We start from the raw sequence: 13,032 nt of genomic DNA on the forward strand, positions 1-13,032 counted from the left end.
AAGGACCTCTCATCCTGACGCACGGACGGCCGGTACGGACTGTGTGCTGTGCGCAGCGAGTGTTCCAAGAGCACCGAACGCGGGGGAAGGGTGCGGTGTCGCCCGTGTGAAGCCGAGCGGTACGTGCGGAGACACGTTCCGGCCATGCGCACGTCCGGGCGCCGCCCCTCCACAGCAGGGAGGGGCGGCGCCCGGACGAAGGCGCGCGCGGGCCGGGGTGCGGCGGGACCCGGCCCGTCCGGGTCACGGGGTGGCGTAGGCCTCCACCTCGCTGAACTGGGCCGCCGGCCAGCCCGTGTTGCCGGTGACCGTCAGGCGCAGATAGCGCAGGCTGGTGCCGCTGGGCAGGCTCACGGTGACGGTGTTGCCGCTCGCCGGGTCGAAGCGGTAGCCCTGCGCCCCGGCCACCGTCGTGTACGTCGATCCGTCGCCGCTGCCGAGCACGGCGACGGTCTGGGTGCGGGCGCCCCAGGCCGAGGACGGCGGCAGCTTCAGCACCAGCCGGCGCACGGTCTGGCTGGACCCCAGGTCGACGGTGAGGGACTGAGGGAAGGCGTTGTTGGCGGATTCCCAGTAACTGTTCGGGTCGCCGTCGACCGCCTTTCCTGGCGTGTAGACGTCCTGCGAGCCGGTGGCGGTGGCCGGGCGGCCCTTGGCGAGGTTGCGGTTCGGGTCGGGCTGCGGGTTGCCCTGGCCTGGCTGCGGCCAGCTGGAGCAGTCCGACCAGGTGGTGTTCCAGCCGGAGTTGCCGCCGCCGTCGGTGAGCGTGAAGCTCCCGGAGTTCGCCGGGTAGGGGCAGTTGTAGATCCCGGCCACGCCCACGCCGGTGGCGGTGACGTCGCGGAAGGTCGCCGCTCCCTGGGTCTCGGCCTGGACGACGACCGTGCCGGTGTTCCGCACGGCCGCGCCGTTCACGGTGACGTTGCGGACCGGGTTGCCGGTGCCGCCGCCGGAGACGAACTCGAAGGCGCTGTAGGGGCTGTCCGTGATCGTCGTGTTGGTGATGTTCACGGTGGCGTTGATGGCGCTGTCGTAGGAGTCGACGCGCAGCGCGCCCATCGGATGGCCCCAGTTGGGGTTGATCGCGCCGGTCCGCACGAGGGTGTTGCCGTCGACGGTGATGGTGCCGGCCAGCGGGTTGAACGGGTCCATGAACTTCTGGTTGGAGATCGCGATGCCGCTGCCGAGGGCGTTGGTGTCGGAGACCAGGTTGTTCCGGACGGTGATGTCGGTGCCGCCGTAGATCGCGATGCCGTTGGCGAGGTTGGGCTGGCTGATCGTGTTGTTCTCGAAACTGCTGTTGGAGTCGGGGGCGTTGAGGGACCACATGGCGAACGCGTCGTCGCCCTGGTTGCGCAGGAAGTTCCCGCGGACCTTGACGCCCTTGGCGTTGCCGTTGAGGTTGAGGCCGTCGGCGGTGGTGTCGAGGATGCGGTTGTTCTCGACGACCAGGTTGTCGTTGGTCCCGGTCAGCCACAGCCCGCACTTGAGGTGCTGGATCCACATGCCGGAGACGGAGGAGTTCGGGCCGAGGGAGCCGTTGACGAAGTTGTCGGGGCTGGAGTCGTTGCGTTCGGTGACCTCGCCGATGACCGCGAAGTCCTTGAGGTGGACGTTGCCGGCCGAGCTGCCCTGGTTGACGAAGCTGGAACTGTGCACGACGGAGTACCAGCTGCCCGCGCCCTGGAGGGTGACGTTCTGCACGCCGCCGAGCGCGGACGTCAGCCGGTAGTCGCCCGGCGGGATCCACACCACCCCGCCCTGGGCGGCGTTGATGGCGTCGCGGAACGCCTGGGTGGAGTCGCCCTGGCCGCTGGGGTCGGCGCCCTTGGACGTGACGGAGACCGATCCGGCGGGCTGCGCGGCCGCGGCGGCGACCTGCTCGAAGTCGGCGACGTCCACGGTGACCTGGACGTTCGCCGCCTCGACGGCGATCTTGTCGCCGGCCTGGACGTTGCGGCCGAGCAACAGGCGGGCGTTGTCGTAGAAGTGGTGGGTCTTGGCGCCGGCGATCCAGCCGGTGTCGACGTAGGAGTACTTGGAGGTGACGGCGATGGTCTTGTCGAGTCTCACGCCGTTGACGTAGACGTTCAGCGTGCCGGACTGGCCGTCGGGGACGTTGTAGGACAGGTTCACCGCGTTGGCGGCGCGGGGCGCGGTGAACTCCACGCGCTGCCCGGCGGACAGGCGCACGGCCTGGCGGCCGGAGGCCTCCGAGGCGAGGGTGCCCTGGGTGTAGTCGGGCCCGATCCGGGTGCCGTTGGTGGTGGCGGACTCGGCCTCGACCGAGGTGAAGGGGAGGGCGGCGCCCGCCGCCGCACGGGCGGCGGGGGCGCCGAGGGTGACGAGCATGCCGGCGGCGAGGGCGACGGCGGCGCCCACGGCCGGCAGACGCCGGGCGGCTTGGGACGTGCGGGTGCCGTGCATGTGCTGATCCCTTCGAGTGGGGTTGCGGGGATAGCGCTGTGCGGGGTGGTACGGCGGTCGGGCCGCGGGTCAGGCGCGCAGCCAGACCGCCGTGTCCTTGGGGAGCCGACCGTCCGCGTCCAGCGGGCCGCTGGCCAGCAGGAGCCGGGAGTGGTCCGGCAGTGCGCAGGGTTCGTCGGCGAGGTTGACCACGCAGACCGTTCCCTCGGCGCGGGTGAAGGCGAGGACGCCGTCGGGGGCGGGCAGCCAGGCCAGGGGGGCGTCGCCGAACACCGGGCGCAGCCGGATCGCCCGCCGGTAGAGGCTGAGCATGGAGTCCGGGTCGTCCGCCTGGCGGTCCACGGCGTACGAGGCCCAGTCGGCGGGCTGGGGAAGCCATGGTTCGCCGCGGGAGCCGAAGCCCGCGTGGGGCGCGTCGGCGGTCCAGGGCAGCGGGACCCGGCAGCCGTCGCGGCCGGGGTCGGTGCCGCCGGAGCGGAAGTGCATCGGGTCCTGGATGCGGTCGACGGGGATGTCGGCCTCGGGCAGCCCGAGTTCCTCTCCCTGGTAGACGTAGACCGCGCCGGGCAGGGCGAGGGAGAGCAGGGCGGCCGCGCGCGCCCGGCGGGTGCCCAGGACCAGGTCGGTGGGGGTGCCGAAGGCCTTGGCGGCGAAGTCGAACCCGGTGTCGGCGCGGCCGTAGCGGGTGACGGTGCGGGTGATGTCGTGGTTGCACAGCACCCAGGTGGCGGGGGCGCCGACGGGGGCGTGCTCGGCCAGGGTCTCGTCGATGGAGGTGCGCAGCCGGTCCGCGTCCCAGGGGCAGGACATGAAGGCGAAGTTGAAGGCGCTGTGCAGTTCGTCGGGGCGCAGATAGCGGGCGAAGCGTTCGCTGTCGGGCAGCCAGACCTCGCCGACGAAGACACCGCCGTACTCGTCGGCGAGGCGCCGCCAGGAGCGGTAGACGTCGTGCAGGTCGTCCCGGTCGACGTAGGGGTGCGGGCCTTGACCCTCGGTGAAGTCGGGCAGGCCGGGGTCCTTGACCAGCAGGGCGGCCGAGTCGATGCGGACGCCCGCCACGCCGCGTTCGAACCAGAACCGCAGGATGTCCTCGTGCTCCTGGCGGACCGCCGGGTGCGACCAGTTGACGTCGGGCTGCTCGGGGGCGAACAGGTGCAGGTACCAGTCGCCGTCCGGGAGCCGGGTCCAGGCCGGCCCGCCGAACTCGGACGTCCAGTTGTTGGGCGGCAGTTCGCCGTGCTCGCCGCGGCCGGGCCGGAAGTGGAACAGCTCCCGCTCGGGTGCGCCGGGGGCGGCCGCGCGGGCCGCGCGGAACCAGGGGTGCTGGTCGGAGACGTGGTTGGGCACGATGTCGACGATGGTGCGGATGCCGAGTTCGCGGGCCTCGGCGATCAGCTTCTCCGCCTCGGCGAGGGTGCCGAAGGCCGGGTCGATGGCGCGGTAGTCGGCGACGTCGTAGCCGCCGTCCTTCATCGGGGAGAGGTACCAGGGGCTGAACCAGAGCGCGTTCACGCCGAGTTCCGCGAGGTACGGCAGCCGGGAGCGGACGCCCGCGAGGTCGCCGGTGCCGTCGCCGTCGCCGTCGGCGAAGCTGCGGACGTAGACCTGGTAGAGGACGGCGTCGCGCCACCAGTCGGCGTCGTCGCGGCCGTTTCGGGCATGGGTGGGCTGTCCCACTGTGCCTGCCTTTCTGTGTCGGTGCGAAGGGGCGGTGTCAGCCCTTCGTGCTGCCCGCGCTGATCCCGGCGATGATGTGCCGCTGGAAGACGAGGAAGAGGGCGACCATCGGGATGCTGGCGATCACCATGGCGGCGATGAGCACGGTCAGCTGGATGTTCTGCGACAGCTGCACCAGGGCGACGCTGATGGGCTGCTTGTCGGTGTCGGAGAAGACCATCAGCGGCCACAGGAAGTCCTGCCAGACCGCGACCAGCGCGAAGATCGACACGACGCCGAGCACCGGCCGGGAGATCGGCAGCACGATCGACCACAGGATGCGCAGCTTGCCCGCGCCGTCGATCTCGGCGGCCTCCAGCACGTCGCGCGGTATCTGGTCGAAGAACCGCTTGAGCAGATAGAGGTTGAAGGCGTTGGCGACGGCCGGCAGCCAGATCGCGAGGGGGTCGTTGAGCAGGCTGGTGTGCAGGATCGGCAGGTCGGCCACGGTCAGGTACTTCGGCACGACCAGGGCCTGCGCCGGGACCATCAGGGTGGCCAGGATGCCGCCGAGGATCACCTTGCCGAAGGCCGGTCTCAGCTTGGACAGAGCGTAGGCGGCGGCCGTGCAGAACACCAGCTGGAAGGCCCATGCGCCGGCGGCCTGGACGACGGTGTTCCACAGGTGCCGCGGCAGCTGCATCAGGTCCCAGGCGTCGGTGAAGGCGCCTGTGTGCCAGTGCTCGGGGACCAGGGTGGGCGGGGTCTGGGCCACCTCGTCCGGCGACTTGGCCGCGCCGGTCACCATCCAGTAGACGGGGAAGAGGAAGGCCAGCGTGAACAGGAGCACGACCGCGCCGAAGACGGTCCAGTAGAGGACCTTGCCGCGCGGGCGGGCCAGGGTGGCCGGGGAGACGAGGGTGCGGGTCGCGCTGCTCATGCGTACTCCTCGCCGGAGCCGGACCGGGTCAGCCTGAGGTAGACCGCGGAGAAGACGCCGAGCAGCACGAGGAGCATCACGCTCAGCGCGCAGGCGCCGCCGAAGTCGTTGTAGAGGAAGGCGTACTTGTAGATGAGGTAGAGGACGGTGACCGTGGCGCTCTCCGGGCCGCCGCCGGTGATCACGAAGGGCTCCGTGAACACCTGCATGGTGGCGATGATCTGAAGCAGCATCAGCATCAGGATGACGAACCGGGTCTGTGGGATCGTGACGTGGCGGACGCGCTGGAGGAGGTTCGCGCCGTCCAGTTCCGCGGCCTCGTACAGCTCGCCGGGAATGGACTGGAGTGCGGCCAGGTAGATCAGGACGGTGCCGCCGAGGTTGGCCCAGGTCGCCACCAGGACCAGGGAGACCAGCGCCGTGTCGGTGCCGTTGGTCCAGTTCGAGGTGGGCAGGTGCAGGGCGCGCAGCGCCTCGTTGGCGAGGCCGGCGCCCGGGTCGTAGAACCACTTCCACAGCAGGGCGCTGACCACCGGCGGGATCATCACCGGCAGGTAGACCACGACCCGGAAGAAGGCCTTGGCGTGCCGCAGTTCGTTCAGGACGAGGGCCAGGACGAACGGGACGGCGAAGCCGATCAGCAGGGCGAGCACCGTGAAGGTGAGGGTGTTGCGCCAGGCGGCGCCGAACTCGGGGTCGTGCAGGACGTGGGTGAAGTTGGCGGTGCCGACCCACTCGGGCGGGTTGCCCGGCGTGTACTTCTGGAAGGCGATCACGACGGCGCGGATCGCCGGGTACCAGGAGAACAGCGCGAAGCAGATCAGTCCGCCGAGGAGGAAGGCGTAGGCGCGGGCCTGCTCGGCGAGGCGGCGCCGCCTCCGGTCCCCTGCCGGGGACGGCGCCTGAACCGGGTGGACGGCCTTCGCCTGGGCGGGCCGCCGCTCGGCCGTTTTCGTCATGGTCGGTCAGCTCCGGGCCAGGATGCCGTCGATCTTGCCGGAGGCGTCCTCGAGCAACTGGTCGATGTCGGCGTCCTTCTTGGTGAGGACCGCGGAGACGACGCCGTCGAGGACGGAGTAGATCTGCTGGGCGTTGGGCGGCTCGACCTTCAGCTGGAGCTTCTGGTTGCCGTCCAGGAAGGACTGGTAGTTCTCCACCGGGACGTTGGCGTTGGCCTTCTTGACCTGCTGGTCGGTGGCGTCGGCGGCGCCGGTGAACAGGCGCGGCTCGGGCAGGCCGACGGGCGCGTCGTTCTTCTTGGCGCGGGCGTAGTCGCCGAGGAAGCCCTTGCCGGGGGTGAGGAACATGTGGTCGAGGTACTTCAGTCCGGCCCGGATCTGGGCGGGGGTGTCCTTCTTGTTGAACATGTAGCCGTCGCCGCCGACGAGGGTGCCCTTGCCGCCGGGCATGGGGGCGAGGGCGAGGTCCTTGTAGTTGCCGCCCTTCTCCTTGACCAGGATCGGGATGTTGTCCGGGGCGGCCAGGTACATGCCGAGCTTGCCCGAGCCCATGAGCAGCTGGACGTCGTTGATGACGAGGAGCTGCTTGCTGCCCATGGAGTCGTCGGTCCAGCGCATGTCGTGCAGGTTCTGGAGGACGGCGTGGCCCTCGGGGGTGTCGACGGCGGCCTTCTTGCCGTCGGCGCTGACGATGTCGCCGCCCTGCGAGTACATCTCGGCGGTGAAGTGCCAGCCGCCCTGGTTCTGGGCGCTGTAGTCGGCGTAGCCGATGGTGCCGCCCCCGAGCGCGGCGATCTTCCTGGCGTCGGCACGGACCTCGTCCCACGTCGTCGGCGGCTTCTCGGGGTCGAGGCCGGCCTTCTGGAAGAGCTTCTTGTTGTAGATCAGGCCCATCGAGTAGCCGGTGCGCGGGATGCCGTAGACCTTGCCGTCGACGGTGTAGATGTCGCGCAGCTGCTGCTGGATGGTGCTGTAGCTCTTCAACTCCTTGACGTAGGGCGTCAGATCGGCGGCCTGGCCGGTGTCCACGACGTGCTTGACGTCGGTGAAGTACGTGTAGAACACGTCCTCCATCTGGCCGCCGGCCAGCTTGGCGTCGAAGGTCTTGGGGTCCTCGCAGGGGAACGCGTCGTGCAGCGTGACGTCGATGTCCGGGTTCTGCTTCTCGAAGGACGCGGTGTCCTCGTCGAAGAACTTCCGGTCGACCTTGGCGCTCTTGGGCGGCTCGCAGTTGACCGTGATACGGGTCTTGCCGCTCGCGGCGTCGTCGTCGTCCGAACCGCACGACGTCAGGGCGAGAGCGAGGGCGCAGACGCCGAGGGCGGCGACGGCAGGGCGGAACCCGGTATTTCTCATCGGTGGACCCCTCTGGGCAGGAGCGGTGGGCGCGGCACACTCAAGCACCGGTGAGAGCTGCGCGCAAGATCTCGCGCAGAAAATGAAATTAATTGACAGCAGGCAGGATCTTCGGGACGGGGTTTTGCCGAAGGCGTGACGGGCGTGGGCGAGGACGCGGAAAGCGATTGCAGGCCTGCGACGGCGCGTCACGGAGCTGGTGGGTGGACTGGGCGGGTGCGGGCAGTCCGGCGGGCTGCGCCCTGAGTCCTGGGCGTGCCGTCGCCGGGCCTGTGGAGTCAGGCGCAGCAGCGCGGACGGACGGGCGCACGGGCCCGGCGGGAGCCTGAGGCCTGGACGGGTCGTCGCCCGGGCCCGGGGTCCGGGCGCGAAGCCCCTGGTCGGGCCAGGGGGACGCGGACCCGGGGCGCCGCGCCGGAGGCCGGGGCAGGGCGGGCACGCGGGCCCGTGGGGCCGGGGCACGAAGGTCCGGGCGGACCCGGATGCGCGCCCGGCGGGCTGCCCCGGAGCATGGGGCCGGGCGGGCGCGCGGACCCGCGGGAGCCGGGCGCGGACCCAAGGACGGGCCGAGTGCCGGATTCCGGCAGACCAGGCGTCGGACGGGTGGGCCGGGTGCCGGGCCGGGTCGCGGATACGACCCGGCCCGGTGGGTCGCGTCGGTCAGTCCCGGGGGGCCTGCGCGGTGGAGCCGCGCACCACCAGTTCCGGTTCGAACAGCAGCTCGTCCGCCGGTACGGCACTGCCCCCGATCTGCGCGTTCAGCAGCTCCACTGCGGCCTTGCCCATGGACTCGATGGGCTGGCGGACGGTGGTCAGCGGGGGTTCCGTGCAGTTCATCAGCGCGGAGTCGTCGTAGCCCACGACGGAGATCCGCCTCGGGACGTCGAGGCCCCGGCGCCGGGCGGCGCGTACGACGCCGAGGGCGAGCGGGTCGCTGGCGCAGATGAAGCCGGTGACACCGCGGTCGATGAGCTTGGTCGCCGCGGCGTGGCCGCCCTCGATGGAGAAGATGGCGCGGACGACGAACTCGTCGGGCAGCTCGGCGCCGAGCGCGCGGGCCGCGGCCAGCTTCCGCGCGGACGGCACGTGATCGCCGGGGCCGAGGACGAGGCCGATCCGCTCGTGCCCGAGCGAGGCGAGGTGGCGCCAGGCCTGCTCCACGGCGACCGCGTCGTCGCAGGACACCCCGGGGAAGCCGAGGTCTTCGATCCCCGCGTTGACCAGCACGACCGGGATGTTGCGGTCGGCCAGCTGACGGTAGTGGTCGTGCGGCGCGTCCGCCTGGGCGTAGAGGCCGCCGGCGAAGACGACGCCGGAGACCTGCTGCTGGAGCAGAAGCTCGACGTAGTCCGCCTCGGAGACGCCGCCCTTGGTCTGGGTGCACAGCACGGGGGTCAGCCCCAGCTGGGCCAGCGCGCCCCCGATGACCTCGGCGAAGGCGGGGAAGATGGGGTTCTGCAACTCGGGCAGGACGAGGCCGACCAGCCGCGCCCGCTCGCCGCGCAGCTGCGTCGGCCGCTCGTAGCCGAGCACGTCCAGCGCGGACAGCACCGCCTGCCGGGTGGCTTCGGACACCCCGGGCTTGCCGTTGAGCACCCGGCTGACCGTGGCCTCGCTGACCCCGACCTTCTTCGCCACTTCCGCAAGTCGTCGCGTCATGCACGCAAGAGTATCGCAAGAATGCGCAAGTTACTTGCGTAAGGAGGGGGCGGCTCACCGTCGTGGGGCGTGCACTCGGGGGTGGTGGTGACGTGCCGGGGCGGAGTCGAAGGCGGGGAAGGCGGCGAAGACGCGCCGGGCACGGCCCCGCCGGTCCTGAGCCGGCCGCCCTTGCCCGGCCGCGTCCGCCCGGACGGCCCTTGCCCGGACGGACGTGCCGTCCGGGCAAGGGCGGCCGGGGCCGGTCCGGCGCCCGGTGCCGTCGGCGACCTGAACGCCGGCGGTACCGTGCGTCAGGACTCGGAGGTGGGCACCACGCTGAGGTGGCCGGCCGGACGGCGGACGCGGCGCGGGCGGCGCCGGGCCGGGGCCGGACGCGGCGGTTCGCGCAGGACCAGGGTGAACCGGGTGTAGCCGAACTCCCGCAGCATGGCCGGGGTCTCCTCGACCACCCGGCACTCGGTGGCGCCCCAGCGCGGATCGGGATGCAGCAGCGGCCGCACCGCGCCGTCCGACTCGGCGGCCGACGGACCGGCCACCCGGATCCAGTGCGGCACGCCGTGCCGGTAGGCGGCCTCCATGATGGGGTCCTGGGCGATGTCCCGGCGGATGGCCTGGAGGGCCGGATCGTGCCCCCACTGCTCCACGGTCGCCGCGAACTGCGCCAGCATCGGCAGGCACCAGCGCGCCTCGTGGTCCCCGAGGACGGCGCCCGCCTCCGGGTGGAACAGCACGAACCGCAGGAAGTTGTCTCCGGGCATGGCCGTCGGGTGCGGGCCCGCGCCGCCGAAGAGCGAAGTGAAGGCGCCGTTGGTCAGGACGACGTCCCAGCGGTGGTCGACGACGAAGGACGGGAAGGAGACGGCCTCCAGAAGCATGGCGTAGTCCTGCAGGTAGGCCTGCGCCTCGGGACTGACGGGAACGGGCTGCGGCGCCGGCCGCTGCCCTCCTGCCTGAAATGCCATCGGGAGGTCACCCCTCTTGCCTCTGCGGCCTTCACGCGGCGCCTTGATCCTGCTGTTCGGACGGGACCGTGTCAACTATCGTGGCATTCCATGCCGGTCGACGGCTGAAATTGGCCACAGTTGTGGCGAGACCTGGATGTGAGTTCGAGCAACGGGCTACTCTCCGGGAAGTTCACGGCACCCTGCCCTGTGAGAAGTCTGTAGAGAGACGTAGGAGATCTGTCGGTGACGGATGGCATCGAGGATCCGGGTACCGTGGCGTCGGCTGTCCTGTCGGCGGTCGTCGCACGTGTCACCGCGCTCGCCGACCGGCTGGGCGTCCCCCAGGCGGAGGTCTTCGACGCCGCCCGCCTGTCGGTGGCCTGCGGCGTGCCCGAACCCGTGATCAGGAAACTGCTGAGCGGCCGGCCGGCGGGCGAACCGGACGTGCAGGCCCGCTTCCTGCAACGGCTGGATCTGCTGCGCCGCACCCGGCTCAAGCCCGACCGGCGGCGCTACACCCAGCAGGAGATCGCCGACGGCGCGGGCATGTCGCGCCAGCAGGCGGGCGCCCTCATCAACGGCGACCGGCGCCCCACCATGGAGCACTGCGACGCCATCCAGCGGTTCTTCCGCGTGCACGCGGGCTTCCTCACCGCCGAGGACCCCGAGGCGCTGGCCGGCGCGCTCCAGCGCACCGAGCAGGAGCTGCTGCAACGCCTCGCGGACCGCGAGCGGGAGGCGGCGGCCGCCGCGGACGACCCGCTGGAGCGGCTGCTCCAGAACCACGGCGTGCGCGGCATCGCCTGGCGGGCCGCCCAACTCCCCACCGACCAGCACCGGGACAAGGTCGCCGAATGGCTGGACATGCTCCTGGAGAGCGTCAAGCGCCCCGAGTCCTGAGACCGGCCGGGGACGCGGGCGTCTCGTCCCTGAGCCGGGCGGGCGCACCGCAGCGCGGTCCGGGGCGTTGTCAGTGGGGGGCGGCAAGCTGGTGGCACCGCGTCCCCGGGCAACCGGGCGCGGGACCGTGTGACGCCGAGACCGGGGAGAGCGACCGATGCCGACTGCCGCCGTACTGACCGACCACGAACGCACCGCCGTCCAGGCCTATCTGCGGCTGCTGCACACCGTGCGGGCCGCCTTCGACGCCCCGGCGGCGGCCGGTCGGCCGCCGCTCGTCCCGCCGTCCGTCCTCGCCGAGGCGGACCAGGCGCTGGCCCGGGCCGGACTGACGGGCAACGAGGGGGCCTTCTTCGATCTGCTCGGCAGCTGGTGCCCGAAACCCTGACCGGGCCGGCGCCCCACCGCCGCCGGCGCCCGGCCCCGGCCGCCGGCGCAGCCGCCCGGGGCGCCGGGACCGGGCACGGCGCGGGTGCTCGGGGGTGCGGACGCCGGGGTGCTCGGCCGTTCCATCGCGCCGCTGTTCAGGCACGCGGCTTCCAGGCACGCGGCCGTTCAGGCGTACGGGACCGTCACCGCCGTGACGACCAGGCCCCTGGCGACCGTCCAGCGGCCGTGGAAGGCGCTCACGCGACGGCCACCGACCTCGGGCCCGGGGACGAGCAACTCGGCCCGGAAAGCGCCGAGATGAGGCGTCCCGGGGTAGGCGTACATCTCGATGTCCGCCTCCATGAAGTCGAGCCACTTGCCGGTCAGCGGGAACCACGCCTTGTAGACGGACTCCTTGGCGCTGAACAGCAGCCGGTCCCAGTGGACGGCGGCGTCCTGGTCGGCGAGCGTGCGCAGTCGGCGCGCCTCGGCGGGCAGGGCGACCGCCGTCAGCACGCCGTCCGGGAGCGGGCCGTGCGGTTCGGCGTCGATGCCGAGGGAGGCCAGATCGGTGGCGCGGACCAGGGCCGCGGCGCAGTAGCCCTCGCAGTGGGTCATGCTGCCGGTCAGGCCCTGCGGCCAGACCGGGGCGCCGCGTTCCGCGGGCAGGATGGGCTGCGGGGGGACGCCGAGCTTCTCCATGGCACGCCGGGCGCAGGCGCGTACGGTGGTGAACTCGCGGCGGCGTTTGTCGACCGCGCGTGCCACGACCGCCTCCTCCTCGGGGAACAGCGGGGGCAGGACGCCCTCTTCGCCACCGTACGACTCCACGGCCACCACCGAGTCCGGGAGCAGTTCGTCGATCACCGGTTCAGCCCTCCATCGGGAGAATGCGGCGCAGTCTGCCCGGCGGTCCCGGCCGCTTGCGCCACTCGCGGGGGTAGCCCACGGAGACCTCCTCGAAGCGGACGCCCTCGTGCCAGGTGGTCCGGGGGATGTGGAGGTGGCCGTAGACCATGGCGGTCACCCGGAACCTGCGGTGCCAGTCGGCGGTCAGCCGGGTGCCGCACCACATGGCGAACTCCGGGTACCAGAGCACCTCCATGGGGTGCCGGTCCAGCGGGTAGTGGTTGACGAGCACGGTCGGCAGGTCGGCGGGGAGTTCGGCGAGCCGGCGCTCGGTCTCGGCGACCCGGGCCCGGCACCAGGCCTCGCGGCTCGGGTACGGGTCGGGGTGGAGCAGGAACTCGTCGTTGCAGACGATCCCGGTGCCGTTCGCGTAGGCCAGTCCCTCGTCCTTGGTGGCGCAGCCGGCCGGCAGGAACGAGTAGTCGTACAGCAGGAACAGCGGGGCGACGGCCACCGGGCCGCCAGGGCCCTGCCAGCGAGGGTAGGGGTCCTCGGGCGTCGTCACGCCGAGTTCGCGGCAGACCTCGACCAGGTGTTCGTAGCGGGCGACGCCGCGCAGGGTGACGGTGTCCTTCGGATGGGTCCACAGTTCGTGGTTGCCGGGCGCCCAGATCACCTTGCGGAAGCGGCTCGCCAGCGTCTTCAGGGCCCAGCGGACGTCGGTCACGGTCTCGGCGACGTCCCCGGCGACCAGCAGCCAGTCGTCCTCCGACTCCGGCTCCATCCGCTCGACCAGTTCGCGGTTCTCGCGGTAGCCGATGTGCAGGTCGCTGATGGCAAGCAGCCGTCCGTCGCCGCCCGCTGTCCCCGTCACTCCGGCCCCCCGTCACGCACCTGTCGGCCACCACAACAACACACCGGCCGACATCCGGACAAGTGCGTTCCAGGTCCGCCGTGCCGGCCGTGGCCG

11 protein-coding genes are annotated in these 13,032 nt (G+C 71.7%); 2 read left to right on the plus strand and 9 right to left on the minus strand.

All coding sequences use genetic code 11. The features are described 5' to 3' along the window. Positions 1–243: 243 nt before the first annotated feature. The 7 genes from AB0N63_RS28735 to AB0N63_RS28765 form a co-directional block, all read right to left on the minus strand. Positions 244–2,427 (minus strand): discoidin domain-containing protein, encoded by a 2,184-nt coding sequence (locus AB0N63_RS28735; RefSeq protein ID WP_365533233.1) that lies wholly within the window; start codon positions 2,425–2,427, stop codon positions 244–246. 69 nt (positions 2,428–2,496) lie between these two features. Next, positions 2,497–4,104 (minus strand): glycoside hydrolase family 13 protein, encoded by a 1,608-nt coding sequence (locus tag AB0N63_RS28740; RefSeq protein WP_365533235.1) that lies wholly within the window; start codon positions 4,102–4,104, stop codon positions 2,497–2,499. A gap of 37 nt (positions 4,105–4,141) precedes the next feature. Then, a complete protein-coding gene (locus AB0N63_RS28745) occupies positions 4,142–5,023 on the minus strand; it encodes a carbohydrate ABC transporter permease (protein ID WP_365533237.1) in 882 nt (293 codons plus the stop codon). Next, positions 5,020–5,982 carry a sugar ABC transporter permease gene (locus AB0N63_RS28750; protein ID WP_365533238.1) on the minus strand — a complete coding sequence of 321 codons (963 nt, stop codon included), beginning with the start codon at positions 5,980–5,982 and terminating at the stop codon, positions 5,020–5,022. Before AB0N63_RS28750 ends, AB0N63_RS28745 begins: the two co-directional genes overlap by 4 nt. Positions 5,983–5,988: 6 nt before the next feature. Further along, positions 5,989–7,338 carry an extracellular solute-binding protein gene (locus AB0N63_RS28755; protein ID WP_365533241.1) on the minus strand — a complete coding sequence of 450 codons (1,350 nt, stop codon included), beginning with the start codon at positions 7,336–7,338 and terminating at the stop codon, positions 5,989–5,991. Positions 7,339–7,998: 660 nt separating this feature from the next. Beyond that, positions 7,999–8,997 (minus strand): LacI family DNA-binding transcriptional regulator, encoded by a 999-nt coding sequence (locus AB0N63_RS28760; RefSeq protein ID WP_365533244.1) that lies wholly within the window; start codon positions 8,995–8,997, stop codon positions 7,999–8,001. A 293-nt stretch (positions 8,998–9,290) separates the two neighbouring features. Further along, a complete protein-coding gene (locus AB0N63_RS28765; protein ID WP_365533247.1) occupies positions 9,291–9,962 on the minus strand; it encodes a hypothetical protein in 672 nt (223 codons plus the stop codon). A gap of 225 nt (positions 9,963–10,187) precedes the next feature. Between AB0N63_RS28765 and AB0N63_RS28770 the strand changes: the two genes are divergently transcribed. Together AB0N63_RS28770 and AB0N63_RS28775 are read left to right on the plus strand one after the other, a co-directional pair. Continuing rightward, positions 10,188–10,844: a helix-turn-helix transcriptional regulator gene (locus tag AB0N63_RS28770; RefSeq protein WP_365533249.1), complete on the plus strand. Its 657-nt coding sequence runs from the start codon at positions 10,188–10,190 to the stop codon at positions 10,842–10,844. Between the two features lie 157 nt (positions 10,845–11,001). After that, positions 11,002–11,232 (plus strand): hypothetical protein, encoded by a 231-nt coding sequence (locus tag AB0N63_RS28775; RefSeq protein WP_365533251.1) that lies wholly within the window; start codon positions 11,002–11,004, stop codon positions 11,230–11,232. A 167-nt stretch (positions 11,233–11,399) separates the two neighbouring features. Here AB0N63_RS28775 and AB0N63_RS28780 read toward each other — a convergent pair whose 3' ends face one another. Together AB0N63_RS28780 and AB0N63_RS28785 are read right to left on the minus strand one after the other, a co-directional pair. Further along, entirely contained in the window at positions 11,400–12,080 is a 681-nt protein-coding gene (locus tag AB0N63_RS28780; RefSeq protein ID WP_365533253.1) for a 4'-phosphopantetheinyl transferase superfamily protein, read from the minus strand. Between the two features lie 4 nt (positions 12,081–12,084). After that, entirely contained in the window at positions 12,085–12,936 is an 852-nt protein-coding gene (locus tag AB0N63_RS28785; RefSeq protein ID WP_365533255.1) for a metallophosphoesterase, read from the minus strand. Positions 12,937–13,032 lie beyond the last annotated feature (96 nt).

Source organism: Streptomyces sp. NPDC093260 (genome assembly GCF_040683715.1).
GTDB classification, from domain to species: Bacteria; Actinomycetota; Actinomycetes; order Streptomycetales; family Streptomycetaceae; genus Streptomyces; species Streptomyces sennicomposti.